The sequence below is a fragment of the Halobiforma lacisalsi AJ5 genome (assembly GCF_000226975.2).
Classification (GTDB): Archaea; Halobacteriota; Halobacteria; order Halobacteriales; family Natrialbaceae; genus Natronobacterium; species Natronobacterium lacisalsi.
This window is the reverse complement of record NZ_CP019285.1, coordinates 2,608,855-2,631,902: the sequence shown is the minus strand read 5'-3', so window position 1 is coordinate 2,631,902 and position 23,048 is coordinate 2,608,855. Positions and strand designations below refer to the sequence as shown.

Below are 23,048 nucleotides of genomic sequence, written 5' to 3'. Positions count from 1 at the left end.
TCGGGCGGTGGGAGTCGTCCCCGCCAGAGAGGCCCGGTTCGGAAACTCGCAACTGCCCCACCGACCGGTGTTTCGACCGGCGACGGCGACGGAACCGGCGTGGGCGAGAACGTGCCGGAACGGCGTTCGCCGCATTCAAGACAACCCCTGCCCCAGCACCCGCCATGGAGAAACGCGAGCGACTCGAGGCCTACCTCGAGGCGGAGGGGCTCGACGCCGTCTGGTTCGCCCGGCCGAACAGTTTCGCCTGGCTGACCGGCGGCTCGAACGTGGTCGACCGCGAGGGCGACACCGGCATCGCGGCGATCGGATACGAACGGGACGGGTCGGCGCTGCGGCTCGTGACCAACAACGTCGAAGCCGACCGGCTCGTCGCCGAGGAGCTGCCGGACGTAGCGCCCGACGAGGTCGTCGTCGAGCGCGATCCCTGGTACGAGTCGTCGCTACCCGAGCAGATCGCCGCCCGCGTCGACGAGGACGAAGGCGTCGCCGCGGACGTCGAGTTGCCCGGCCGCGAGACCGTGACCGTCGACGCGAGTCGGCTTCGACAGCCGCTGACCGAGAGCGACCTCGAGCGGTATCGGGCGCTCGGACGGGAGACCGCGAGGGCCGTCGAGTCGGTCTGTCGGGAGCTCCAGTCCGGCGATACCGAACACGAGGTCGCGTCGGCGCTGCGGGTGGCGCTTTCGGCCCGCGGGATCGAGGCGCCGGTCGTACTGGTCGGCGGCGGGGAACGCGCCCGCCAGTATCGCCACTACACCCCGACGGAGGCGGAACTCGGCGACTACGCGCTCGTCTCGGTGACGGCCGAGCGGGCCGGTCTCCACGCGAGTTGTACCCGAACCGTGGCCTTCGACCCGCCGGCGTGGCTCGATGAGCGCCACGAGGCCGCCGCTCGGGTCGAGGCGACGGCGCTGGCGGCGACGCAAGTGGCTGCGACTTCCGGCGGGAACGAGGCCGCCGACACAGACATCGACGCCGACGCCAGCGCGGGCACCGCCGGCGACGTGTTCGCGGCGATCCAGGCCGCCTACGACGCCGTCGGCTACGACGGCGAGTGGGAACACCATCACCAGGGCGGGGCCGCCGGATTCGACGGCCGCGAGTGGGTCGCCACGCCCGACCACGAGGGGCCCGTCACGGCGCCGATGGCGTACGCCTGGAACCCGACAGTACAGGGCGCAAAAAGCGAAGATACCGTGCTCGTGACCGACGAGCGTGTCGAGGCGCTGACCGCGACCGGGGACTGGCCGACGACGACCGTCGAGGCGGTCGAACTCGAGCGCGTGGGCGGGATCGACGCCAGCGACGACGGCGAGGGTGCGCTCGATCTTGACCTCGAGATCGAGCGGCCAGGGATCCTGGAACTCGGGAACTGAGCTACCGGTCGCCAGCGGTGTCGTCGTCTTCTTCCGTTTCGTCTCGCGTTTCGGCGTCGTCGCCGTCGCCGTCGCCGTCGTCCTCGTCCGCCAGCGGATCGGTCTCTTCGACGGTGATCGTGACGGGTTCGACGTCGTCCGCGAAGGCGGGTTCACCCGCGTGCGCGCTCTCGTCATGGCGCTCGCGGTCGAGGACTCTGTCCAGCGTGAAAATCGCGTTCAGTTCCTGTTGGACCTGATCGACGACGCCGCCGACCAGTTCGCTCGGCTGGATCGCCGTGTACTCGTAGGGGTTGTTGCCAGCCCCCTGGCTCTCGCGTTTCTCGCGTGTGACGCGTTCCTCGTCGTGGAGTTCGGCGAGCGCCTCGCGGACGGTACTCGGATAGAGACCGGTGCCTTTCGCGACTTCCTCGGAGGTGCTGCCCGGGTTCGCAAGCAGGAAGACGTAGATCTTCGCCCGCGTCTCGGTGTCGAGGATCCACGAGAGCAGGTCGACGATCCGCTGGTCGACCTCGTCCGTCGTAGTACGGATCCCGTCCTCGAAGTCGTCCTCGTCGAACCCGTCGTCGAACCCGTCGTCGAACCCGTCGCCGTCCTCGAGCGGGTCGCGGTTCGAGTCGTCGGTCGGGTCGACGTCGCCCTCGCCTTCGCTTTCGCCCTCGTCGTCGTCCACCCGGCGCTCGTCGGTGTCGTCCGGATTCATGTGTCCTCTCGTATAGGACGAAGTTTCGCGCGAGGTTAAACCTTTGTGAGGGGTGTCCCCGAGGGGGTTCGCCGTCGTTCGATCGGCGTCTACTTTCACTCCGGTAGCACACACCTTTTAGCCTCCCCGTTAGTACAGGGAGAGTGATGACGTCGTTCCAGTCGACACTCGGTGAGGAACCGGGGATCGCCGAGGAGCTGGCGGAGAGCCAGCAGGCGATCTCTATCGCCGAGTTCTTCGAGAAGAACAAGCACATGCTCGGCTTCGACAGTGGCGCTCGGGGCCTCGTCACGGCCGTCAAGGAGGCCGTCGACAACGCCCTGGACGCCGCCGAGGAAGCCGGTATTCTCCCCGATATCTACGTCGAAATCCAGGAGGAGGGTGACTACTACCGGCTGATCGTCGAGGACAACGGCCCCGGGCTGACGAAGGAATCGCTGCCCAAGGTCTTCGGGAAACTGCTCTACGGTTCTCGTTTCCACGCGCGCGAACAGTCCCGCGGTCAGCAGGGGATCGGGATCTCCGCCGCCGTGCTCTACTCACAGCTGACCAGCGGTAAACCCGCGAAGATCACAAGCCGCACCGAGGGCTCGAGCGAGGCACAGTACTTCGAGCTGATCGTCGACACCGACGACAACGAGCCCGAGATCAGCGTCGAGGAGACGACCACGTGGGACCGCCCGCACGGCACGCGCATCGAACTCGAGATGGAGGCGAACATGCGCGCCCGCCAGCAGCTTCACGACTACATCAAGCACACGGCGGTCGTCAACCCCCACGCGCGCCTCGAGCTGCGCGAGCCACAGGCCCACTTCAAGTTCGAGCGCGCGACCGACCAGCTCCCGGAGGAGACCGAGGAGATCCGTCCCCACCCCCACGGGGTCGAACTCGGGACCGTGATGAAGATGCTGACGGCGACCGACTCCCAGACGGTCTCGGGGTTCCTCCAGGAGGAGTTCACCCGCGTCGGGAAGAAGACCGCCGACTCGATCATCGACGCCTTCCGGGACCGCCACTACGGCCGGGAGATGCGCTGGCGGCCGCCCGCGGTCCACGAGGACGTCGACCTCCACGCAGCCGTCGAGGACGCGACGGCGAATAAGGGCGCGGACGCGACCGCCGCCTTCGCCGAGGCCATCGCCGAGGAGGTCGACGGCTACGACCGGATCGCCCACCACGAACTGCTCGAGGTCGTCGACGAGGCGGCCGAAGCGGTGGAGGGCGATCACGGCACCACCTTCGGCGACACGGTCCGCGAGAACGCGGTGACGGCGGTCTGGCGCGACCTCGTCGGTGCCGCGCCGGAGGACGAAGCTGCCGAGACCGAGGCCGAGGCCGAGGCGGAGGAGGTCGGGTCCGGGGAATCCCGGCTCGTCGCCGACCTCTACGACCTCGCCGACGAGGCGACGAGTACGCGCAAGGACGACGAGGTCGTCCGCGCGTTCGCCGAACGGCTCGCAGGCAAGTTCGACGACGCCACCGAGGACGACGTTCGCCACCGGCTCACTCGAGACGACCTCGTGGCGTACGTCGACCGCGCCGCGGACCTCACCGAGGAGTACGACGACGTTGCCTTCGGCGACACGGCCCGCGAGAACGTCGTCGAGGCGATCTGGGACGTGATGGCGACCGTGCCCGACGACCCGCCGCTCGTGCGCGAACTCGACGGCGACCGCGACGCGACCAGCGACCTCGTCGACGGGATGCGCGCGACCGACATCATGGCGCCGCCGACCCGGTGTCTCTCGCCCATCTCCGCGGACCTGATCGAGGCCGGCCTCGAGAAGGAGTTCGACGCCGACTTCTACGCCTCCGCGACCCGGGACGCCGAGGTTTCGGGCGGCGACCCGTTCATCGTCGAGGCCGGCATCGCCTACGGCGGCGAACTCGAGTCGGAGGGCAGCGCGGACGTGATGCGGTTCGCGAACCGCGTCCCGCTGGTCTACCAGCGCGGCGCGTGTGCGACCACGGACGTGGTCAAGTCGATCGGCTGGCGCAACTACGGGCTCGACCAGCCCGGTGGCTCCGGCCTGCCGAAGGGGCCGGCCGTCATCATGGTCCACGTCGCCTCGACGAACGTTCCCTTCACCAGCGAATCGAAGGATGCCGTCGCGAACGTCCCCGAGATCGAGGACGAGATCGAACTCGCGATCCGGGAGGCGGCCCGCGAACTCAAGAGCTACCTCAACAAGCGCCGGTCGATGCAGAAACGCCGGAAGAAGCAGAACGTCCTCGGGAAGATCCTGCCCGAGATGGCCGAGAAAGTCGCCGAAGTGACCGGCCGCGAGGAGCCGGACATCGACGACGCAATCGCACGCATCATGAACAACGTGCTCGTCGAGCGCCAGGTCGAGGAGAACGGCGACTCGAAGGCCGTCTCCGTCGTCGTCGAGAACAACTCCGGAACGAACGAGAGCCTCGAGATCACGGACATCGTCTCGGCCGAGCCCACCGACCTCTCGGACGGCGCGACGGTCGTCGAGATGGACGGCGAGTGGTTCGTCAAGTGGGAGCCCGAGGTGAAAAGCGACGACGAGGCGACCCTCGAGTACGAGGTGTCCGACGACGCGAGCTGTGATCTCGACGTGAAGGGTGTCGAAAGCGAGAAACTCACGGTGAACGAACAATGAGCGCGGACAACGAGCGAGAAGCCAGAGAACAGTTGATCGATCTCGCGGCGCAGTTCTACGACCAGTTCGAACTGGGCGAGATCCCTCACATGTCCGTGCCGACGCGGACGAAGAACAACATCGAGTACGACGAGGAGAAGGACGTCTGGGTCTACGGTGACCGGGAGTCGACCCGTTCGGCGAACTCCGTCCGCGGTGCACGGAAGCTGCTGAAGGCCGTGTACACGATCGAGTTCCTCGCCGACCAGCTCGACGAAGGCCGGTCGTCGACCCTGCGTGAACTCTACTATCTCTCGGAGAGTTGGGACAACGAGGAGGCCCAGTTCTCGGATCAGGACGAATCGAACCAGCTCGTCGAGGACTTAGAGATCGTGTCGGGCGCGACCCGCGAAGACTTCCACATGCGCCCCGAGGAGTCGGGTGCGACGATCATGGGCCCGCTGCACCTGCGCGAGCAGACTCGCCGGGGAGAACGCGAGATCCACTGCCAGAAGGACGTCGGCGAGGGCGGCTACCAGATCCCGAACAACCCGGACACGATCGAATTCTTGGACTGTGACGCCGACTTCATCCTCGCCGTCGAGACCGGTGGTATGCGCGACCGGCTCGTCGAGAACGGGTTCGACGACGAGTACAACGCCCTGATCGTCCACCTCAAGGGCCAGCCCGCACGGGCGACCCGCCGGATCACAAAGCGCCTGCACGACGAACTCGATCTCCCCGTCACGGTCTTTACGGACGGTGACCCGTGGTCGTACCGCATCTACGGCTCCGTCGCCTACGGGTCGATCAAGTCGGCGCACCTCTCCGAGTACCTGGCGACGCCCGAGGCCCAGTTCATCGGCATCCAGCCGGCCGACATCGTCGAGTACGAACTGCCGACCGACCCGCTCAGCGACTCCGACGTCAACGCCTTAGAGAGCGAACTCGAGGACCCGCGGTTCCAGACCGACTACTGGGAGGAACAGATCGAACTCCAACTCGAGATCGAGAAGAAGTCCGAACAGCAGTCGCTGGCGTCCCACGGCCTGGACTTCGTGACGGAGACGTACCTGCCGGAGCGGCTCGACGAGATGGGCGTCCTGTGAACCGCCTCGGGGTCAAGTGGTTCGAGACGCCTTTGGCGTCTCGTCATCACGACAATCGAAGCTTTTCGAACGACCCCGAGGCACTCGGCCTGTTCCGCCTGTAGACGGGAACGGAACGTCACCGGTTTTCGACGGAATCGCAAGTGGGGAATCGGGTTTCGGACCCGCTACAGGTAGCCGAATTCGTGTGCCGCGCCCATGAGGCCGAACAAAAGCACCAGGGCCAGGCTGACCGTGTAGTAGGCGATCCACTTGCGGGAGGGCTGGAACGGTTCGGGCAGATGCTCCCTGACGACGTACCAGTTCGCGGGGTAGAACAGGATTTCGGTGACCGCAAGCAGTGCGGAGATCCAGATCAGGAACGTCACCGGGACGGTTCCGACAGTGAGGACGACGCCACAACTGACTGCCACGATACCGACGACGACGAGCTTCCGGATCGGTTCGCTATCCAGGTCCTCGCGCTCGAGCGCCATCGGGAGGACGTCGGCAGTCGCGCGCGACGCGCCGTCGAGCAGCGTGATGACCGTCGAGTAGAGCGCGGCGAACGCACCGAGGACCATCGCGTAGTAGGACCACTCGCCGAAGGACTCGCTTAGAATGTCACCGATTGCGACCGCGAGGTTCGCGTCTTCGGGTGGATTGGGGTAGAGGACGTTCGACGCCAGGAGCACCATCGCGACGATGAGTACGAAACTGAATACGTAGCCGATGTTGAAGTCACGCCGTCCGGTCCGAATCCAGGCACGGATGTAGTCGTGATGTCGCTCGTCGTCCGGATCGAGGCCCCGTTCCCGGAGTTCGCCCGCGCCCTCTCCCTTGGCCATGCTCCAGCTGCCGATGAGGACGCTCGTGCTGAATCCGGTCGGGGCGAACCCGGCTGCGGCGGCGAAGAGGCCGACGAACAGCGGCCCGGTGAGGTCCGGGGCGGTAAACGTCGTCTCGACGACGACCTCGCCCGAGGGCGGGCCGACGAGGACGCCCACCAGGACGAGCACGCCGAGCGCGATCGTAAACCCCATTAAGAGCTTCTCGAGGAGGCTGTACCGTGCGAATAACACGAGCGCGCCCGCGAGGCCGACGCAGGCGACGAACGCCTGCGGGAACGAAAGCGGGGTCAGGGCTTCGACGAAGGCTGCAGTGCTCATCCCGACGGCGGCCGTAATCCCGGTGTAGGCGATCGTAAAGACTGCGACGGTGAACCATTGCATCCAGTTTTTGGGGCCAGGGATGTCGCCGTACGCCTCGACGGGGTTCCCGCCGACCCCGTAGTTGTAGCGGATTCCGAGCTCCCAGCCCCCGTACTTCGCGAGGTAGATGATGGCGAACACCCAGATCGCGAAGAGGCCGAACGTTCCCCCGAGCGTCGGTGCGAGGACGATGTGACTCCCGCCGATGCCGATCAGCGCCCAGAGCATCGACGGCCCGAAATGGTTCTTGAAGAAACCGGCCCACTCCGAGGACGGGTAGGTGAGATCCGGTTCGTCGGTCGTCTCAGTAGACACGCCGATCACCCGTCTCGGCGCTCGTGTCCGTGGTGAACGTTCCGACGGCCAACGGTAGCCTTGTGTTCTGTGACAACACTTTACACTTTGAACGAATGTTGGAATACCGCATGGGTTCTATGCGGTAATTTGTGACACGTTACTTATATCCGCGGATTTGTCCTCGAGTGTACAGGTGTGTTCATTGCTCCCTGCTCAGGGGGTGTCGAGAACGACCGGCACGCCGCGCTTGGCGAGGTCGAGGACGAACGCCTCCTCGTCGGCCTCGATCTCGGCGTCGGTGTCGTAGTGGACCGGTAGCACGAGGTCCGGTTCGACGCGCTCGGCGAAGTCGGCCGCTTCGTGGCGATCCATCGTGACCGTGCCGCCGATCGGCGGGAGCAGGAGGTCGGCGGTTACCTCCTCGTGAAACGGCAGAACGTCGGTGTCGCCTGGCCAGAACGCCGTAACGCCGTCGACGGTGACGCCGAAGCCACACCCTTCACCCTCCGGGTGGTACGGCATCCCCTCGTCGTCGGTGTGTGGACCTGCCGGATCGTTGTACGCCGGCGTCGTGTACAGGTCGAGCGGGCCCAGGACGAACGATTCGTCCGCGCGGACGCGTTCGACGTCGTACGGGAGGCGTTCGGGTTGGGTCTCGACCCCGTCGATCACTGCCGCGTCGACGGACTCGTGGACGACGACGATCGCGTCTTCGTGTGCGACTCGACGGATCGAGTCGGGATCGTAGTGGTGCCCGTGCGAGACCAGGATCAGGTCGCCGTCCCGGGGCTCTTGCCCCTCGAGCACGCCGTACCGTTCCGGACCGGGATCGATGTAGATAACCGCGCCGGTTCGTCCCTCGAGACGGACGGTCGCGTGGCCGAACCAGTCGACTGTTACTGCGCCGAAGCGGACGCTCATGGGGATCGGTTCTACCGAGGTTCCGAAAAGCGTTGGCTTCCCTACGATCCGGACTCGTGGCCCAGAGATCGTCAATGATTAATTGACATATAACCGGAACATATATAATAGCAATCCCGGTTGTTTTATAAAGAAGGCGAAAACTTTATATGCGTTACGGCCTTACCCTATGTTAGCCGAGGCGACCGGGTTTCTTCTGGTTACCCCACCCGGGAGCCCCGAGTAACCGACCCCATACACCATGACCAACATCCGAACCTATACCAACGAACGAAAGACGGAGGAGGAAGAGGCGGAACGAGAGGAGCGTGCCGAGGAGCAAGAGCACTGCCCCGAGTGTGGCGGTCGCCTCGTCTCGGACGCCGAGCACGCCGAAACTGTCTGTGAGGACTGCGGGCTCGTCGTCGAAGAGGACGAAATCGACCGCGGCCCCGAATGGCGAGCGTTCGACGCCGCCGAGAAGGACGAGAAGAGCCGCGTCGGTGCCCCGACGACGAACATGATGCACGACCAGGGCCTGTCGACGAACATCGGCTGGCAGGACAAAGACGCCTACGGAAAGGCCCTCTCGAGCCGCCAGCGCCAGAAGATGCAGCGGCTGCGCACCTGGAACGAGCGGTTCCGAACCCGCGACTCGAAGGAGCGCAACCTCAAGCAGGCGCTCGGCGAGATCGACCGCATGGCTTCGGCGCTCGGTCTGCCGGAGAACGTCCGCGAGACCGCATCGGTGATCTATCGCCGTGCACTCGAGGAGGATCTCCTCCCGGGTCGCTCGATCGAAGGCGTCGCGACCGCGCCGCGTCACGCCCCCCCCCGCCAGGCCGGCACCCCCCGTTCACTCGACGAGATCTCGGCGGTCAGCCGCGTCGACAAGATGGAACTGACCCGGACGTACCGCTACGTTATCCGGGAACTCGGCCTCGAGGTCCAGCCGGCCGACCCCGAGAGCTACGTCCCGCGGTTCGTCAGCGATCTCGACCTCTCGGACGAGACCGAGCGTATGGCCCGCGAACTCCTCGACTCGGCCCGCAAGGAGGGCGTCCACAGCGGCAAGTCGCCCGTCGGCCTCGCGGCCGCCGGCGTCTACGCTGCCGCCCTGCTGACCAACGAGAAGGTCACACAGAACGAGGTCAGCGAAGTCGCCAGCATCTCGGAAGTGACCATCCGCAACCGATACAAGGAGCTTCTCGAGGCCTCGGACACGGCCGCCCCGGCCTGAGGGGAGACGTCGGTTCGGTGCCGTGGTAGTCGGGTCGATGCGGTGACGTCGGAGTTGTAGGAGACGATTTTCCCTGCGTACGAGTGCGACAAAGTTTTTCCCGCCTGGTGTGTAACCCCATAACATGGATGAAACGACAGTGCAACTGTTGTGTCCGGAATGTGCGAAAGATTGGCAGACCGCGCCCGGCGAACTTCCGGAGTCCACGGCGATGTTTCACTGCCCGAACTGTCACGCATCTCGGCGGATGGCCGAGTTCATGCGGACCGATCGCGACCTCCAGACGCTGAAGCAACTCGGCTGAGTTCTTTTCCAGTGCGGTTTTCGGAGCCTGGCATCGCGCTCCGGGCATTCTCGAACGGCGATCGAAAGGCGCGGCCAACGAGTGCCGGCAAAATAACCGCTTCGATTCGACCGCCTCGAGGGGCGGCCCGATTTCGCTCGTCCGGACCCAGGGAAACACTGGACTTCCGACCGGAAGGGAACGATAAATCGATCCTTACCCCACCGTTGGTCGAGTATAGCCGTTTCTTCCACGAGTTTCGATTCGTTAGAGGCCCTCTTCGAAGGGTTAGCGAAAACGATAGTCTCGAGCGCTCATACGGGTCGTATGGTAACGCGACTCAAGATAATAATATAACCCTGCAGTGGATAGGAGAGCATGGTTATGAAGAAGCAGGAACTCATCCACCTTCACGGTCTTCTCGCCGAAGTATCCAACCAGTGTGCAGAGTGGGAGGACTGTGAGATCGACCTCGACGAGTACGAATCGCTCGGTATTCGACCGACATCGATTCACAAATCGAAGACTGACCACAAAGCTGCTGTTTTCGCCCTCGCCAGCGGAATCACGACCAACATGCGCGAGGACGAACAGGAAGCCGTCGCCGCTACTGCCGACTGAGTATCCCGACGTATCCTGCGGTCCTAACAGATTCATAACTGGCGAGACTGTCACCGCTGTTCCGCGCTCTACCACTGGTTGAAAACGAAACGTCCGATAGTGCACCCGGTAACCAGTTGTTATTTCCTCGGGCCTCGATGGCGGAGACACCACTGAACTATCAACGGGGAAAGCATCCGACACGAATCCGTCGGCGAGACGGGGAGTCCGCTGCAGGAGAAAGCGGTCCGAAGGTCGCGGGTAGCGGTCGTCGCTCTCGTATCGACGAGTCGATGATCGAGTCCCTGAGGCGGTCGGTTATTCGACCAGGTCTTCGAACTCCGGGAGGACTTCGTCGTCTTCCTCGTCCGCTTTACCGGCGTCGGCATCGGCCTCGTCGGACCCACCGGATTCCGACTCCTCGTCCTCGGTTTCGGACTCCGGTTCCGCTTCGGTTTCCGTTTCGTCTTCGATTTCTTCCTCTTCCAGTACCTCGACTTCCATGACCTCGAGTGGAATGTTCTCGAGCCGTTGGCCGATCTCCTTGCGTGCGATACGCGAGGCGTGTTCCTCGCGCTCGACGTTGAAGACGGTCATCTCGAGCTCGAGTGCGACCAGTGCCTCGTCGGCCGCGATGAACGCGGGCGGCAGTTCCTCCCCGGATGGGGAGGTCCGTTCGCCCATGTTGATCTCGACGTAGTTCAGATCAGGGTTCAACATCTCTCCCGTCTTCGAGATGGCGATGCGAATCGCCTCGTCTTCCGTCTCAACGTCGAATACCGGCACGGCAGCTTCGACGACAACCCTGCAGTTCATACCTAGACATTGTGTCGCCTACAGTATCAAGGTTCGCCTCGACCCCCCATTTTCGTGGCCGAGGTGGGTCTCAGCCGCGAGCGTGTCTCCGAATCCCCATCTCCGTCTCCGATTTTCACCCGCTATGAGCGGGCGGTACTGCGCTCGATCCCGTTCTGATCGGCTTCGAAAGGTCCAAGCCGCCGCCCTCGAAGCACCCCACGAATGGAAACCGGAACGATCCCGCTTGCGGACCTCCCCGGCGGCCTCGATCTCTACCTGACGCTCGAGAGCGGACAGAGCTACCTCTGGCGGCGCGAAGACGGCAAAATGTACACCGGCGAGCGGCCCGGCGACGCCTGGTACTACACCGTCGTCGACGACGCCTCGAGCGGGCCGGAGCCGGACGTGGTCCGCGTCCGAACCCGTGACGGCCGCCTCGAGTGGGAGTCGACGGCCGACGACGCCGAGGCGACCGTCCGCCGACTGCTGCGGCTCGACGACGACCTCGAGGCGATCGTCGCCGCTGCGCCCGACGATCCGCTGCTGACGGCGGCCTACGAGGCCCACCGCGGGATGCGGCTGGTGTCCGACCCAGCCTTCGGCTGTCTGATTTCGTTTATTTGCTCGGCCCAGATGCGCGTGAGCCGGATCCACTCGATGGTGTCGGCTCTGTCCCGAGAGTACGGCGATCCGATCGAGTTCGACGGGCGGACCTACCACGCGTTCCCGACGCCCGAACGGCTCGCGGCCGCGACCGAGGACGAACTCCGCGAGTTAGGCCTCGGCTACCGTGCGCCGTACGTCGTCCGTACGGCGGAGATGGTCGCCGATGGCGAGGCCCATCCGGAGGACGCCCGCGACCTCGAGTACGAGGCGGCGCGGGACTACCTCGGCCGGTTCGTCGGCGTCGGCGACAAGGTGGCCGACTGCGTGCTCCTATTCTCGCTCGGCTTCGACGAGGCCGTGCCGCTCGACACCTGGATCAGGTCGGCGATCGAGGACTACTACCCGGACTGCGATCGGGACTCCTACGCCGCCACGTCGCGGGCGATCCGCGAACGGTTCGGCGGCGAGTACGCGGGATACGCCCAGACGTACGTCTTCCATCACCTGCGAACTGGGGAGTAACGCCGGTTCCGGTCCCCGGGTCCCTGTTTTCGGGCGATTAGTCCTCGTAGTCCGCGCGGCCGGTCAGCGCCCAGTAGGCCTGCGAGGCGACCGTGATCGTGAACACGACGGCAAGGACCGCGACGACGGCCAGCGCGACGGTGCGCCCGAGGAGGTAGTACGCGAGTCCGCCGGCGAGGAGGACGAACAGGACCGATCCGAACGCGAGTTCGAACAACTCGCGGACGGTCGCCCGGCTCATCGAGACATCGACGAACTCGTCCTCGAGTCGGTCGAGAACGCCCATCGCGATCAGCGGAACTCCCCCAGCGTTCGCTGATCGCGTTTCAGCGGCCACGCCCGGTAGCCGTACTCGGTGGCGAGCGCGTCCGCGAACTCCTCGGCGAAGCCGTGGTGGGTGTAGACGACCTCGGGATCGATCGCCCGCACCGTCTCGAGCAGTTCGTCGTAGTCACAGTGGTCGGTCAGTGGGAAGGTCGCGTCGTAGCCGCCCCGATACCGAAAGGAGTCGTCAACCGCCCTACCGGAGAACCCGGCCTTCAGGGCGCCCTCGCGGTCGGCCGCGGTCTCGACCCAGTCCGCTCGCGCCTGGTTCGACGGGAGGACGACGATTTCGTCCTCCAGATCTCGCAACGAGTCGTACGCCCGCCCCGGGAACGAGAGATCGGTCGCGGACTCGATGGCGCGGTTGACCTCGCGGATCGACGCCGAGACGAGGATCTCACGGTCGCCGCCCCGTCCCTCGAGCGCCTCGCGGGTGAGCCACTGGAGCTTCTGGGCGCGACCCAGCGAGTAGCCGAACAGAAAGAGCGGCCGGTCGTCGTTGTCAACGAGCCAGTCCAGGATCTCGGCCTCGAGAGCGTCCTGGGGCGGGAACCGGTAGGTCGGCCGCCCGTACGTCGTCTCCATCACGAGGGCGTCGACATCGATCGCGTCGGGGTCGAACCCCTCGAGATAGCACCGGTCGCGGATCGAGAAATCACCCGTGTAGCAGTACCGCCGCGGTCCGTTCGCGGACTCGCGGTCGGACTCGACGTCGACGAGCGCCGCCCGCGAGCCGACGACGTGGCCCGCCGGGACGAGTTCGACCCCCGGTGCGGTCTCGGCGAACTCGAAGCCGGTGCCGGTTCGTGCTTCCGCGATCGCCGCCGTTTCGGCCGAGCAGACGACGGTCTCGGGCGCCGATCGAAAGGTGTGATCGGCGTGGGCGTGGCTGACGACGTTGACCGCGCCGACGGCGCTTCCGGCGTCGGCGACGATGCGACCTCGCTCCCCACGGTCGAAGTGGATGCCGTCCCGGCGGCGGACGGTCCCAGTTCCGGTTCCGGTTCCGGTTCCGGTTCCGGTTTCGGTTCCGGTCACGGGTAGCGATAGGGGCTCGAGGCACCTTGCGTTGTCGCCGGGCCCTGGTTCTGGTTCTGGTTCTGATTCCGGTTCCGGTTCCGGCTCTGATCCATAACGGACGGGATTTTTGACACTCGCGGTCGATTCATCCAACAATGTCCGAACGCACACGAGCACACGTCTTCGTTTCGGGGACCGTACAGGGCGTCTTCTACCGGGCAAACACCCGCGACACCGCCCGCGAGAAGGGCGTCGACGGCTGGGTGAAGAACCTCGCCGACGGCCGGGTCGAGGCCGTCTTCGAGGGGCCCGAGGACGCCGTCGAGGGGATGGTCCAGTGGTGTCACACGGGCAGCCCCGCGGCGGAGGTCGAGGACGTCGAGGTAGAGTACGAGGAGCCACAGGGCGAGGACGGGTTCGAGATCCGGTACTAACCCTGGTGGCGGTTGGCGTCGGCGACTGACTCCCGATACACCTCGAGCCACGGCGGCTCCTCGGTGTAGTTCCACTCGGCCCACTCGGCCTTTTCGCCGGCGTAGTAGGCCCGGTAGGCCGCCACCGGATCGCCGGGCCGCTTGTACTCGTCGGGCATCGCCTGCGGCCGTGACGTCGGCTCCTCGGCAGGGAACTCGATCTCGCCGGGCTCGATCCGCTCGATCACCCGCCAACTCGCGTGGTCGTCGTCCTTGTCGTAGCGCTCGACGAACTCCGCGTTGAGCGCCGCGGCGTGCTCGCGCAGGCGGAGCCAGTTGGCCCGGGACTCGGCGGCCCAGCGTGTGACCGGGTGACCGACGTGGGTCGACCCGTAGAGGAACTCGGGATCGTATCCGTTCTCGCGGGCCGCTGTACAGAGGACCTGGGCCGCCTCGAGCAGCATCTTGTTGACGTGCTGATCGCAGTGGTACCGCGCGGCGAGCCGGGGGTCCTCGTCGAGCCAGAAGACGTTCACGCCGTCTCTAGCCGGTCCCGGGCCATGAGCGTGTCGTCCGCAATCTTGAACGGCCGGCCGGTCGAACCCCTGTACATGATCACAGGCAGGCGGATGGCCGCCGTCGACGAGAACGCCGCGGCGCTTGGCGTGGCGCGCAAGCAGCTCATGGAGTCGAGCGGGAACGCCGTCGCTCGCGCGGTCCGGGACGTCGCCGAACCTGACTCGAGCGTGGCGATCGTCGCGGGACGCGGGAATAACGGCGGTGACGCGTTCGTCGCCGTCCGCTTCTTGGACGGGTACGCCGTCTCCACCCTCCTACTCGGGCGCCCCGAGAACATCGGGACCGAGATCTCCCGGGAGAACTGGGCGGCCCTCGAGCAGGCCGACTACGACGTCCGGGAGGTCCGGGACTCGAGCGGGTTCGACCTGCCCGAGGCCGACGTGATCGTCGACGCGATGCTCGGGACGGGGATCAGCGGCGACCTCCGGGAGCCCGTCGCGACCGCCGCCGAGGCGATCAACGACGCCGACGCGACCGTCGTCGCGGTCGACGTCCCCACCGGGTTCGACGCCGACGGGGGCGACCACGCCGGGAACCGGGTCGAGGCGGACCGCGTGGTCACCTTCCACGACGCGAAGCCCGGCCTCGAGGACCTCGCTGCCGAGATAACGGTCGCGGACATCGGCATCCCTGCCGCGGCGGAGCGGTTCGTCGGCCCCGGCGATCTCTCGCTGGCTCGGCCGGTCGGCCGCGACGGTCGCCCCTACGTCATCGGCGGCGGGCCGTACACGGGCGCGCCCGCGCTCGCCGCCCAGGCCGCCCTGCGGGCCGGCGCCGAACTCTCCTTCGTCGCCGCGCCCGAGTCGGTCGCCGGCGAGATCCAGGGCTACGCCGAGGATCTCATCGTCCAGCCCTACGAGGAGGACGTGCTCACGCCCGAGCGGGCCGATGAGTTGCTCGAGACGGCCCGGCGGTACGACAACCCCGTCGTGCTCGGCCCCGGGCTCGGCACCGCCGACGAGACGCTCGAGGCCGCCCGCCGGTTCCTCGAGTCTTACGACGGCCGTGTGGTCGTCGACGCCGACGCGCTCGCGGTCGTTCCCGACGTCGAGACCGACGCGACGCTCGTCTGTACGCCCAACCGGGCCGAACTCGCACGGATGGGCGGACCGGACGCCGACGATCTCCGGGCGGTCGCCGACGAGATCGAGTCGTTCGCCGCGGACCTCGGCCACGTCGTCCTCGCAAAAGGGGCCGACGACGTGATCACGGACGGCGAGCGGACCCGGATCAGCCGCTCGGGGACGGTCGGCATGAAGGTCGGCGGCACCGGCGACACGCTCGCCGGGATCGTCGCCGCGCTGCTCGAGGGGGCAGAACCGCTCGAGGCGGCCGCGGCGGGCGCCCACGTCAACGGCCTCGCGGGAGAACGGCTCGCCGACGGGAACGGACACGGGTTCCTCGCCTCCGAACTGCTCGGGGAGATCCCCGGGGTCCTGTGGGGTGATGCGGATGTCTGAGGAGACCGACGCCGACGGCGACGCGGAGGCGGAGGCGGAGGACCTCACCCACACCACCGACGACGGCGACGTTCAGATGGTCGACGTCGGGGACAAACCCGACAGCGAGCGCCGTGCCGTCGCGGCGGGCGAGATCCGCCTGCAGCCGTCGACGGTCGAGGCCATCCGCGCGGACGAGATCGGCAAGGGAGACGTGCTCGCGACCGCCCGGATCGGCGCCGTCCAGGCCGTCAAGCACACCTGGGAGACGATCCCGATGTGTCACCAGATCCCGATTACGAACGTCGACACCGACTTTTCACTGGGCGAGGACCGCGTCGAGTGCGAGGTCGCCGTCGAGACGACCGGCAAGACGGGCTGCGAGATGGAGGCCCTCGAGGGAGTCACGACCGGACTGAACGTCGTCTGGGACATGGTCAAAGCCGTCGAGAAGGACGAGGACGGGCAGTACCCCGAGACGGGTATCGAGAACGTCCGGGTACTCGAGAAGCGGAAACGGACGCCGTAGCCGCCGGCCTCAGCCCACGACGACCGCGGATTACGATTGTCAGTTTGAGAACTTACTTCTCCGTCCGTGACAAAGCGTCTCTATGGACGAGGTCGACGAGCCGTCGATCGGATCACGGGACCGCGGGCCGGACTCGAGCCCCTCGATCGCTTCGCCGACCGCGGAACCGGCGCGGGCGGAACGCGTGTCCGACCCGAGCGACGCGTTCCAGGCCCTCGGCAACGAGATCAGGATGGGTATCCTGGATACGATGCTCGAGCGGACCGACGGCGAGGGGCCGTCTCGAGTCTCGTTCTCGGCGCTGTTCGAGGCATCGGACGTCGATACCTCCGCCGGGTTCGCCTACCACCTCGAGCAACTCGTCGGCCCGTACCTCCACCAGTACGACGACGGCTACGAACTAACCTACGCCGGCGAACGGATCGGCAGGACCATTGCGACCGGGACGTACACTCACCGGGTCGATCGGCCGCCGGTCGAACTCGAGGAGTCCTGTCCCTTCTGTGGTCGGCAGGACCTCGAGGCCAGGTCGGCCGACAACGTCGTGACGATCTCCTGTGACGACTGCGGCCGATCGCTGTTGCGACTCGGCGTCCCGCCTGTGGGGATCGGGGGCCACGGCGACGAGTTCCCCGCGGCGTTCGACCGGTATCATCGACACCGACTCGGACTCGCCGCCGACGGGGTCTGTCCCGACTGTAGCGGCGACGTCTCCGGACGGCTCGTGACGCCGAGTACGACCGTCGCGGACGAACTTCCGTCGGAGTACGACGACCACGTTCAGGCGGAGTTCTCGTGTCACGGTTGCGGTATCGAGTTGCGGTGTCCGGTGACGCTCGCCGTTCTCGATCATCCGTCCGTCGTCTCCTTCTACCACGAACACGGCGAAGACGTCTCGGAGCGGCCGATCTGGAACGTCGGCCACGAGTGGACCGAGACGACTCTCTCGGAGGAGCCACTCGCCGTTCGCGTCGTCACCGAACTCGAGGGGGACGTGCTCGCGCTCTACGTCGACGAGCACGCATCGGTCGTCGACGTACAGCGTTCGTCGGCCGACGAGTGAGAGTGAGTCGCTACGAGCCGACTTCGGCGAGGGCGTCCCCGATGCGGGCCGAGGAAAGCGCCTCGACGCCGTCGCGGGAGTCGATCGTTCGAACCTCGACCCTTTCGGGCTCGAGGTCGTCGCCGGTCGTCGCGTCGAGTCCCTCGAGTGCGGTCTCGATGGCCCACTGGCGTCCGCCGCCGGAACCCCCGTCCTCGAACTCCGCTTCGAAGAACCCCCTGACGTCGTTTGCCCCGTCGCCGACCGCAGTCGCGTTCCAGCCGTACGGCGTTCCGCTCGGGTCGACCTCGAACAGCCGCGGTCGAGTTGCCTCACCAGCGGGATCGGCTCCGCCGACCAGCAGCGCAGCCCCGTACGGCCGCGATCCGCCGTTCTGTGTGCGTTCCTGGACGTGATCGGCCAGCCGCTTCGCCAGCGTTTCGACGCCGATCTGCTCGTCGTATCGCAGCCGGTGGCGCTGGCTCGCCCGACGGGCGACGTCGACGAGCTGTCTGGCGTCGGCCGCGTGTCCCGCGGACGCGATTGCGAGATGGTCGTCGACGGCGTGCACTTTCTCGACCGATGTCGGCTCGAGCAGCGGCGACCGGACGCGTTTTCGCGCCGCGAGGACGGTGCAGTCGTCGGCGACGACGCCGACGCTCGGCGCACCCCGGTCGACGGCCTCCCGTGCGTACTCGACCTGGTAGAGCCGGCCGTCCGGCGAGAAGATCGTGCTCCCGCGATCGTAGGCCTGCTGGTGGGCACCCGAGTCCATCTCAGGCCACCTCCTCGGTCGTCGCGGCGACCGCTGCGTTCGGGGTGTCGAACGTCTCGAGGTCGATGCCGTCTTCTGTAATCGTCGCGAGGGTCGTACCGTCGCCGCTCGCAGTGTCTCGCTCGCTCGCGCTGTGGACCGCAACGGCCGCAGCTTCCCGGAGCGCCGACACCGGGAGATCGGGCTCGTAGGCATCCTCGAGGTTGCCATAGGCCAGTTGCATCCCGCTTCCGCTCGCCGCGTAGTCCGCACGCATGACCCCGCCACCGCGACCGATCTGGTACAGCGACGGCTCGTCGTCGACGCCTGCGAGCACGAGCTCGAGCGCGCGGTATGGCCCCTGCTGAATCAGGTCGCCGGCGACCGTCGCTATCGTCTCGACAGAGGCGCCCCCCTCGCCGCGCAGTTCGTACAGTCGTCGCTCGGACCGAAGCTGTCGGACGAACGTCTGGGCCTCGCCGACGTTGCCCGAGAACGTGAGGGCCGTCCGGTCGGCGACAGGCTCGATCTTTCGAGCCCGTTTGCTGGTCACGAAGCGACCGCCCAGGCTCGCTCGCCTGTCGGCCGCGAGAACGACGCCGTTCGTTCCGACGACGCCGACTGTCGTCGTGCCAGTTTCGACGATTCTACTCGAGTCGTCCGCCGTTCCTTCCCCGAGAGGGGCCTGAAACCCGTCAGTCGCAGGACTGATCGGTTCCAACTCGTGTCCGGGGCGGGACCGACCGTCAGTTGTTCGTCGCATACACCGTACGAGCGGCTCCGACGGATTAACTGTTAGCTAAAATATATTTTAGCTGCGGGTGCGTACGAACCCGGCTCGGCGCTGTTGCGGGATCCGCTCCGCGACGAGCGACCTTAGAGGTCCATCCCGCCGTTGACGTCGATCACTTCGCCCGTCACGTACGACGACTCCTCGCTCGCGAGGAACCGGACGACCGAGGCGATGTCCTCGACCTCCGCCAGCCGCTCGAGCGGAATCCCCGAGACGATCCGGTCGAGGACTTCGTCGGGGACGCTCTCGACCATGTCCGTCCGCGTGAACCCGGGTGCGACGCAGTTCGCCGTCGACCCGCCCTGGGCGAACTCGAGCGCGATCGTTCGCGTGAACCCGAACATGCCGCTCTTTGCGGTGGCGTAGTTCGCCTGCCCGAAGTTCCCCTGTTTGCCGACGACGCTCGAGATGTTGATCAACCGGCCCTCCTCGGCGTTCCAGATGTCGTCGTAGAACTCCTGAGTGCAGTTGAACATCCCGCCGAGGTTGACGTCCATGACGCGATCCCACTCCTCGCGGCTCATCTCGGTAAACTGCTTGTCGGCCGTGATGCCCGCGTTGTTCACCAGCACGTCCGCCGGGCCGAACGCCTCGTGACAGATCTCGCGCAGCCGCTCGACGTCCTCGCGGTCCGAGACGTCGGCCTGGGCGGCGACCGCCGACCCTCCGGCGGACTCGACGGCGTCGACCGCCTCCCCGGCCGCTTCCTCGGAGGACCGGTAGTTGATGACCACGTTCGCACCTTCGTTGCCGAGACGTTCCGCGATCCCCCGACCGATACCGCGTGCCGAGCCCGTGATGACGCAGGTTCGTCCCTCCATAGACATGTTCGGGGACAGGTTCTACCTCCACTGATAAATAATGACATGTTGAATGAACTAACAGGAATGGTGTCGACCGGTACGGCGGGGAGCGCCGCGGATCGATTGGTGGCTATCGCTCGGCGGCCTGGTCGATCCAGCTCTCGATCCGACTCGGCGAGATTCCGGTCTCGGCGGCGAGGTTCGCAACATCAGCGGCGGCCAGGTCGTCGAACGTCTCGATGCCGGCAGCCGAGAGGTCCTCGGCGTAGGCCTGTCCAACGCCGTTCAACTCCGTGAGGTCGTCGGGTTCGGCCTCGAGGGCGGTTTCCCCGCCGTCGCCCTCGGTGACCTCGTCGACGACCTCCTCGTCGACCGTCATCTCGCCCGGCTCCGCTGGCGTTTCCTGAACGTCGTCTTCGCCGCGGGCCTCGATCTCCTCGTCCGATCGGGTTGCGGTCTCGGCCTCCACCTCGAGGTCTTCGTCGACCCGGGATCGCTCCTCGAACCACTCGCAGACGTCCGGCCAGAGTTCGTCGTGGCTCCGCGAGGAGACCGACATGCCGATGTGACCCGTCGCGAACTCCATGATCTCCGTGTCCTCGGAGGGAATGGCCTCGTTGAACGGCTTCGAGGCCCCCGGCGGAATGAGGTGGTCGTACTCCGCGACGATCTGGAGGACCGGCACGTCGATGTTCTCGATGTCGACGTGTTTCCCGTCCAGGTGGAGTTCGTTGTCGATCAGCTTGTTCTCCTGGTAGATATCCTCGATGAACTGCTCGTAGGCCCGGCCCGCGACGTCGATCCCCTCCGAGAGCCATCGCTCCATCCGGGCGAAGTTCTCGACGAAGTCCTCGTCCTCGACGTTGTCGTAGAACCGGACGTACTTCGTCACGTTGTTCGCGACGGGGTCCATCAGCGCGAACCCGACGTCCAGGAACTCCGCGGGGACGTTGTCGAACGTCTCCGTGACCTCCTCGGGGTCGTAGTACTCCTCGGCACCCCACAACTCGAGGACGCCGCCGTCGCCGGCGAAACAGAGCCCGGCGGCCATCAGCCCGAGGTTGCGGACCTTCTCGGGGTGGAGGGCGGTGTACATCGCGGACATCGTCCCGCCCATACAGTAGCCGAGGACGTTGATCGCGTCCTGGCCGGAGCGTTCGCGGACAACGTCGACGCAGTTGTCGATGTACCGGTCGACGTAGTCCTCGAGTCCGAGGGCGCGATCGAGCTTCGAGGGCTCGCCCCAGTCGATCAGGTAGACGTCGAAGCCGGCCTCGAGCAGCGTCTGGACGACCGAGCGGTCCGGCTGCAGGTCGAGGATGTACGGCTTGTTGATCAGCGCGTAGACGATGAGGATCGGGACGTCGTACTGCTCGTCAGTTTGGGACTCGTAGTGGAGCAGTTCGAGCTTGTTCTCCTCGTAGACGACCTCGCTCGGCGTCTTCCCGACGTCGACGTTCTCGAGGGTCTCGGTCCGCTCGGGTGCGACCTGACTTTTCTCGGCCAGGTCGGCCGTCGCTTCCCAGGCTTTCCGCTGGAAGTCCAGTGCGGTTGCGTACGGGTTGTTCATTGCTCGCTATCGCCCTCCGTCTCGCTTCCCTCGAGGTGCTCGAGGTGCTCGAGTACGCGGTCGAGTTTCCGCTCGACGTCGTGCTGGCGGCGCTCGAGTTCGACGAGTCGGTCGCCGACCTCGACGACGTCCTCCTCGGTCGCGAAACCGAGCGACCGCAGCGTCTCCTGGGAGGCCTCGTCGGCCTGCTGCTGGAGTTCGAGGACGTCGCCGACGGTCTCGCCGGTCATCTTCGCGAAGGCCGTCGTCGACATGACCTCCTTGAACGCCTCGTTGGCGGTGTTGAGCCAGATGTCGCGGAACTCCTCGACGTCGACGTCCTCGCCCTCGAGCACGTCGTTCATCCGCTCGACCATCTGCTCGGAGGCCCCCATCCAGGACTCGTAGGCCCGCGCGTACCCCTCGACGCCGTCCGAGATCTCCTCTTCCTCGCTCATCTCGCCGACCGCGTCCGACCAGCTCTCGACGAACTGGGCCTGGGCCTCCATGTTGTCCTCGAGCGCCTCGAGGAACTGTTCGTTCCACTGTTCGACGAACGCGTTCCAGTTCCCCGCCTGGGGAGGTTGTGAGTCCGACATTGGCGAAAATTGTGTAAGTAGTGTAAAAAGTCTGGTCCCGGCGTCAGGCCGACACGTCGAACTCGTCGGCGGTCTCCTCGACGTTCTCGGCGACGGCCGAGACGTTGCGCTCCATCTGCTCGTGGGCCTCGAGCGCGGTGTCGAAGGACGTGTCGATCATCTCGGCGTAATTGTCGGCGAACTCGTCGTAGGCGTCCTCGGACTCGTGGACCGCCTCGATCATGGCCTCCATCGACTGCATCTGGGCTTCCGTCGCGGAGTCGACGCCCTCGTCGACGAGGTCGCGCATGTCGTCGAACTCGGCGGCGTCCTCGGGCATCGTGGACTCGAGGGCGTCGAAGTAGGCGTGGAGCGCGCCGCGCGTGAACTCGGCGTTGGACTCGGCTAGCGATTCGGAGGTCTCGAGGGCGTCGGCCATCGCGCTCATCGAGGTCTTCTGGGCCTCGAGGGCGTCGTGGGCGAAGCGCTGGGATTGTTCGAGGGCGGTGCGCTGTGCGTCGAAAACGGCGGTGAGTGGGTTCTGGGTCATGGTTGGTGTGGTGTCGTGGTGTGTCGGGTGTGATCTGATTCGGGGCGTGCCGTGCGTCGGGTCGGGTAGCGGGATCGCGACGTTACTCGTCGTCATCGTCCCGGTCGCGTTTGACCGGTACGACGATCGTCTGGACGATGTCGCCCTCTTCGATGTCGAGGGCTTCCCGTTCGGGGCCGGGAATGCTGATCCGACCGCCGCTCTGGACGCGAGCCTTGAACGTCGCCGTCCCCATGTTCATCGGCCCGAACGCTGACAGCTCTTCGAAGGGGTTCGACGACGCGGAGGTCGCCTCCAGCAACTGCTTCATCATCTCCTGCTGGGACTGAGCAACCTGCTCGCCGGCTTCCTGCATTCCCTGGGTGAACATCGCGGGCGGAAACCACGGCGAGCGGTCGGAGTCGTCCGTCATCACCCGTACCAACGACGGCGTCGCTAA

General features: G+C 66.1%; 25 protein-coding genes. 11 read left to right on the top strand and 14 right to left on the bottom strand.

Annotated features, from left to right (window positions below):
* Positions 1-164: 164 nt before the first annotated feature.
* The gene (locus CHINAEXTREME_RS12685) at positions 165-1,379 is read left to right on the top strand and encodes a M24 family metallopeptidase (protein ID WP_007141716.1); all 1,215 of its coding nucleotides are present in this window, start codon (positions 165-167) and stop codon (positions 1,377-1,379) included.
* 1 nt (position 1,380) lies between these two features.
* On the opposite strand, the gene CHINAEXTREME_RS12680 is transcribed toward CHINAEXTREME_RS12685, so the two are convergent.
* Positions 1,381-2,082: a helix-turn-helix domain-containing protein gene (locus tag CHINAEXTREME_RS12680; RefSeq protein WP_007141715.1), complete on the bottom strand. Its 702-nt coding sequence runs from the start codon at positions 2,080-2,082 to the stop codon at positions 1,381-1,383.
* Positions 2,083-2,228: 146 nt separating this feature from the next.
* Between CHINAEXTREME_RS12680 and CHINAEXTREME_RS12675 the strand changes: the two genes are divergently transcribed.
* On the top strand, positions 2,229-4,712 hold the full coding sequence (locus CHINAEXTREME_RS12675) for a DNA topoisomerase VI subunit B (RefSeq protein ID WP_007141714.1): 2,484 nt from the start codon (positions 2,229-2,231) through the stop codon (positions 4,710-4,712).
* Positions 4,709-5,800, top strand: a complete 1,092-nt coding sequence (locus tag CHINAEXTREME_RS12670) for a DNA topoisomerase IV subunit A (protein WP_007141713.1) — start codon at positions 4,709-4,711, stop codon at positions 5,798-5,800. Before CHINAEXTREME_RS12675 ends, CHINAEXTREME_RS12670 begins: the two co-directional genes overlap by 4 nt.
* 167 nt (positions 5,801-5,967) lie before the next feature.
* On the opposite strand, the gene CHINAEXTREME_RS12665 is transcribed toward CHINAEXTREME_RS12670, so the two are convergent.
* Positions 5,968-7,314, bottom strand: a complete 1,347-nt coding sequence (locus tag CHINAEXTREME_RS12665) for an Nramp family divalent metal transporter (RefSeq protein WP_007141712.1) — start codon at positions 7,312-7,314, stop codon at positions 5,968-5,970.
* A 186-nt stretch (positions 7,315-7,500) separates the two neighbouring features.
* Entirely contained in the window at positions 7,501-8,208 is a 708-nt protein-coding gene (locus CHINAEXTREME_RS12660) for an MBL fold metallo-hydrolase (protein WP_007141711.1), read from the bottom strand.
* Positions 8,209-8,449: 241 nt separating this feature from the next.
* Between CHINAEXTREME_RS12660 and CHINAEXTREME_RS12655 the strand changes: the two genes are divergently transcribed.
* The 3 genes from CHINAEXTREME_RS12655 to CHINAEXTREME_RS12645 all read left to right on the top strand — a co-directional run bounded on the left by CHINAEXTREME_RS12655 (position 8,450) and on the right by CHINAEXTREME_RS12645 (position 10,331).
* Complete coding sequence (locus tag CHINAEXTREME_RS12655; protein WP_076738738.1) at positions 8,450-9,427, top strand: transcription initiation factor IIB; 978 nt, start codon at positions 8,450-8,452, stop codon at positions 9,425-9,427.
* 124 nt (positions 9,428-9,551) lie between these two features.
* Complete coding sequence (locus CHINAEXTREME_RS12650; RefSeq protein ID WP_029601642.1) at positions 9,552-9,731, top strand: DUF7836 family putative zinc-binding protein; 180 nt, start codon at positions 9,552-9,554, stop codon at positions 9,729-9,731.
* 363 nt (positions 9,732-10,094) lie between these two features.
* A complete protein-coding gene (locus CHINAEXTREME_RS12645) occupies positions 10,095-10,331 on the top strand; it encodes a UPF0058 family protein (protein WP_007141708.1) in 237 nt (78 codons plus the stop codon).
* Between the two features lie 297 nt (positions 10,332-10,628).
* Here the strand turns inward: CHINAEXTREME_RS12645 and CHINAEXTREME_RS12640 are convergent, their stop codons facing one another.
* Positions 10,629-11,126 carry a DUF555 domain-containing protein gene (locus tag CHINAEXTREME_RS12640; RefSeq protein WP_007141707.1) on the bottom strand — a complete coding sequence of 166 codons (498 nt, stop codon included), beginning with the start codon at positions 11,124-11,126 and terminating at the stop codon, positions 10,629-10,631.
* A 204-nt stretch (positions 11,127-11,330) separates the two neighbouring features.
* Here CHINAEXTREME_RS12640 and CHINAEXTREME_RS12635 point away from each other — a divergent pair, with 204 nt between their 5' ends.
* The gene (locus CHINAEXTREME_RS12635; protein WP_007141706.1) at positions 11,331-12,236 is read left to right on the top strand and encodes a DNA-3-methyladenine glycosylase 2; all 906 of its coding nucleotides are present in this window, start codon (positions 11,331-11,333) and stop codon (positions 12,234-12,236) included.
* Between the two features lie 37 nt (positions 12,237-12,273).
* Here the strand turns inward: CHINAEXTREME_RS12635 and CHINAEXTREME_RS12630 are convergent, their stop codons facing one another.
* Positions 12,274-12,522 carry a hypothetical protein gene (locus CHINAEXTREME_RS12630; RefSeq protein ID WP_007141705.1) on the bottom strand — a complete coding sequence of 83 codons (249 nt, stop codon included), beginning with the start codon at positions 12,520-12,522 and terminating at the stop codon, positions 12,274-12,276.
* Between the two features lie 5 nt (positions 12,523-12,527).
* Positions 12,528-13,598: an MBL fold metallo-hydrolase gene (locus tag CHINAEXTREME_RS12625; protein ID WP_007141704.1), complete on the bottom strand. Its 1,071-nt coding sequence runs from the start codon at positions 13,596-13,598 to the stop codon at positions 12,528-12,530.
* Positions 13,599-13,735: 137 nt separating this feature from the next.
* Here CHINAEXTREME_RS12625 and CHINAEXTREME_RS12620 point away from each other — a divergent pair, with 137 nt between their 5' ends.
* Entirely contained in the window at positions 13,736-14,014 is a 279-nt protein-coding gene (locus CHINAEXTREME_RS12620) for an acylphosphatase (RefSeq protein ID WP_007141703.1), read from the top strand.
* On the opposite strand, the gene CHINAEXTREME_RS12615 is transcribed toward CHINAEXTREME_RS12620, so the two are convergent.
* Positions 14,011-14,529: an SET domain-containing protein gene (locus tag CHINAEXTREME_RS12615; RefSeq protein ID WP_007141702.1), complete on the bottom strand. Its 519-nt coding sequence runs from the start codon at positions 14,527-14,529 to the stop codon at positions 14,011-14,013. The two genes, CHINAEXTREME_RS12620 and CHINAEXTREME_RS12615, sit on opposite strands and share 4 nt — an antisense overlap.
* Positions 14,530-14,604: 75 nt before the next feature.
* Here CHINAEXTREME_RS12615 and CHINAEXTREME_RS12610 point away from each other — a divergent pair, with 75 nt between their 5' ends.
* The 3 genes from CHINAEXTREME_RS12610 to CHINAEXTREME_RS12600 all read left to right on the top strand — a co-directional run bounded on the left by CHINAEXTREME_RS12610 (position 14,605) and on the right by CHINAEXTREME_RS12600 (position 17,603).
* Positions 14,605-16,032: a bifunctional ADP-dependent NAD(P)H-hydrate dehydratase/NAD(P)H-hydrate epimerase gene (locus CHINAEXTREME_RS12610; protein ID WP_029601641.1), complete on the top strand. Its 1,428-nt coding sequence runs from the start codon at positions 14,605-14,607 to the stop codon at positions 16,030-16,032.
* Positions 16,019-16,540, top strand: coding sequence for a cyclic pyranopterin monophosphate synthase MoaC (gene moaC / locus CHINAEXTREME_RS12605; protein ID WP_007141700.1), 522 nt, complete (start codon positions 16,019-16,021; stop codon positions 16,538-16,540). The genes CHINAEXTREME_RS12610 and moaC overlap by 14 nt, the downstream gene beginning before the upstream one ends.
* Before the next feature lie 82 nt (positions 16,541-16,622).
* On the top strand, positions 16,623-17,603 hold the full coding sequence (locus tag CHINAEXTREME_RS12600) for a DUF7351 domain-containing protein (RefSeq protein WP_007141699.1): 981 nt from the start codon (positions 16,623-16,625) through the stop codon (positions 17,601-17,603).
* A gap of 10 nt (positions 17,604-17,613) precedes the next feature.
* Here the strand turns inward: CHINAEXTREME_RS12600 and CHINAEXTREME_RS12595 are convergent, their stop codons facing one another.
* From CHINAEXTREME_RS12595 to CHINAEXTREME_RS12565, 7 genes are all read right to left on the bottom strand, one after another.
* Positions 17,614-18,357: an archaeal proteasome endopeptidase complex subunit alpha gene (locus CHINAEXTREME_RS12595; protein WP_007141698.1), complete on the bottom strand. Its 744-nt coding sequence runs from the start codon at positions 18,355-18,357 to the stop codon at positions 17,614-17,616.
* 1 nt (position 18,358) lies between these two features.
* Entirely contained in the window at positions 18,359-19,099 is a 741-nt protein-coding gene (locus tag CHINAEXTREME_RS12590; protein ID WP_007141697.1) for an Ntn hydrolase family protein, read from the bottom strand.
* 113 nt (positions 19,100-19,212) lie between these two features.
* The gene (locus tag CHINAEXTREME_RS12585) at positions 19,213-19,956 is read right to left on the bottom strand and encodes a beta-ketoacyl-ACP reductase (RefSeq protein ID WP_007141696.1); all 744 of its coding nucleotides are present in this window, start codon (positions 19,954-19,956) and stop codon (positions 19,213-19,215) included.
* A gap of 106 nt (positions 19,957-20,062) precedes the next feature.
* Entirely contained in the window at positions 20,063-21,502 is a 1,440-nt protein-coding gene (gene phaC, locus CHINAEXTREME_RS12580) for a class III poly(R)-hydroxyalkanoic acid synthase subunit PhaC (protein WP_007141695.1), read from the bottom strand.
* Positions 21,499-22,080 (bottom strand): poly(R)-hydroxyalkanoic acid synthase subunit PhaE, encoded by a 582-nt coding sequence (locus tag CHINAEXTREME_RS12575; RefSeq protein WP_007141694.1) that lies wholly within the window; start codon positions 22,078-22,080, stop codon positions 21,499-21,501. The genes phaC and CHINAEXTREME_RS12575 overlap by 4 nt, the downstream gene beginning before the upstream one ends.
* A 43-nt stretch (positions 22,081-22,123) precedes the next feature.
* Positions 22,124-22,609 carry a hypothetical protein gene (locus CHINAEXTREME_RS12570; RefSeq protein WP_007141693.1) on the bottom strand — a complete coding sequence of 162 codons (486 nt, stop codon included), beginning with the start codon at positions 22,607-22,609 and terminating at the stop codon, positions 22,124-22,126.
* Positions 22,610-22,691: 82 nt separating this feature from the next.
* Positions 22,692-23,021: an AbrB/MazE/SpoVT family DNA-binding domain-containing protein gene (locus CHINAEXTREME_RS12565; protein WP_007141692.1), complete on the bottom strand. Its 330-nt coding sequence runs from the start codon at positions 23,019-23,021 to the stop codon at positions 22,692-22,694.
* Between the last annotated feature and the right edge of the window lie 27 nt (positions 23,022-23,048).

What these genes read in the sequence shown, in the direction of transcription:
- CHINAEXTREME_RS12685 (WP_007141716.1), top strand. Translation starts at nt 165, where the DNA reads ATGGAGAAACGCGAGCGACTCGAGGCCTACCTCGAGGCGGAGGGGCTC.
- CHINAEXTREME_RS12680 (WP_007141715.1), bottom strand. Translation starts at nt 2,082, where the DNA reads ATGAATCCGGACGACACCGACGAGCGCCGGGTGGACGACGACGAGGGC.
- CHINAEXTREME_RS12675 (WP_007141714.1), top strand. Translation starts at nt 2,229, where the DNA reads ATGACGTCGTTCCAGTCGACACTCGGTGAGGAACCGGGGATCGCCGAG.
- CHINAEXTREME_RS12670 (WP_007141713.1), top strand. Translation starts at nt 4,709, where the DNA reads ATGAGCGCGGACAACGAGCGAGAAGCCAGAGAACAGTTGATCGATCTC.
- CHINAEXTREME_RS12660 (WP_007141711.1), bottom strand. Translation starts at nt 8,208, where the DNA reads ATGAGCGTCCGCTTCGGCGCAGTAACAGTCGACTGGTTCGGCCACGCG.
- CHINAEXTREME_RS12655 (WP_076738738.1), top strand. Translation starts at nt 8,450, where the DNA reads ATGACCAACATCCGAACCTATACCAACGAACGAAAGACGGAGGAGGAA.
- CHINAEXTREME_RS12650 (WP_029601642.1), top strand. Translation starts at nt 9,552, where the DNA reads ATGGATGAAACGACAGTGCAACTGTTGTGTCCGGAATGTGCGAAAGAT.
- CHINAEXTREME_RS12645 (WP_007141708.1), top strand. Translation starts at nt 10,095, where the DNA reads ATGAAGAAGCAGGAACTCATCCACCTTCACGGTCTTCTCGCCGAAGTA.
- CHINAEXTREME_RS12640 (WP_007141707.1), bottom strand. Translation starts at nt 11,126, where the DNA reads ATGAACTGCAGGGTTGTCGTCGAAGCTGCCGTGCCGGTATTCGACGTT.
- CHINAEXTREME_RS12635 (WP_007141706.1), top strand. Translation starts at nt 11,331, where the DNA reads ATGGAAACCGGAACGATCCCGCTTGCGGACCTCCCCGGCGGCCTCGAT.
- CHINAEXTREME_RS12630 (WP_007141705.1), bottom strand. Translation starts at nt 12,522, where the DNA reads ATGGGCGTTCTCGACCGACTCGAGGACGAGTTCGTCGATGTCTCGATG.
- CHINAEXTREME_RS12620 (WP_007141703.1), top strand. Translation starts at nt 13,736, where the DNA reads ATGTCCGAACGCACACGAGCACACGTCTTCGTTTCGGGGACCGTACAG.
- CHINAEXTREME_RS12610 (WP_029601641.1), top strand. Translation starts at nt 14,605, where the DNA reads ATGATCACAGGCAGGCGGATGGCCGCCGTCGACGAGAACGCCGCGGCG.
- moaC (WP_007141700.1), top strand. Translation starts at nt 16,019, where the DNA reads ATGCGGATGTCTGAGGAGACCGACGCCGACGGCGACGCGGAGGCGGAG.
- CHINAEXTREME_RS12600 (WP_007141699.1), top strand. Translation starts at nt 16,623, where the DNA reads ATGGACGAGGTCGACGAGCCGTCGATCGGATCACGGGACCGCGGGCCG.
- CHINAEXTREME_RS12595 (WP_007141698.1), bottom strand. Translation starts at nt 18,357, where the DNA reads ATGGACTCGGGTGCCCACCAGCAGGCCTACGATCGCGGGAGCACGATC.
- CHINAEXTREME_RS12590 (WP_007141697.1), bottom strand. Translation starts at nt 19,099, where the DNA reads ATGCGACGAACAACTGACGGTCGGTCCCGCCCCGGACACGAGTTGGAA.
- CHINAEXTREME_RS12585 (WP_007141696.1), bottom strand. Translation starts at nt 19,956, where the DNA reads ATGTCTATGGAGGGACGAACCTGCGTCATCACGGGCTCGGCACGCGGT.
- phaC (WP_007141695.1), bottom strand. Translation starts at nt 21,502, where the DNA reads ATGAACAACCCGTACGCAACCGCACTGGACTTCCAGCGGAAAGCCTGG.
- CHINAEXTREME_RS12575 (WP_007141694.1), bottom strand. Translation starts at nt 22,080, where the DNA reads ATGTCGGACTCACAACCTCCCCAGGCGGGGAACTGGAACGCGTTCGTC.
- CHINAEXTREME_RS12570 (WP_007141693.1), bottom strand. Translation starts at nt 22,609, where the DNA reads ATGACCCAGAACCCACTCACCGCCGTTTTCGACGCACAGCGCACCGCC.
- CHINAEXTREME_RS12565 (WP_007141692.1), bottom strand. Translation starts at nt 23,021, where the DNA reads ATGACGGACGACTCCGACCGCTCGCCGTGGTTTCCGCCCGCGATGTTC.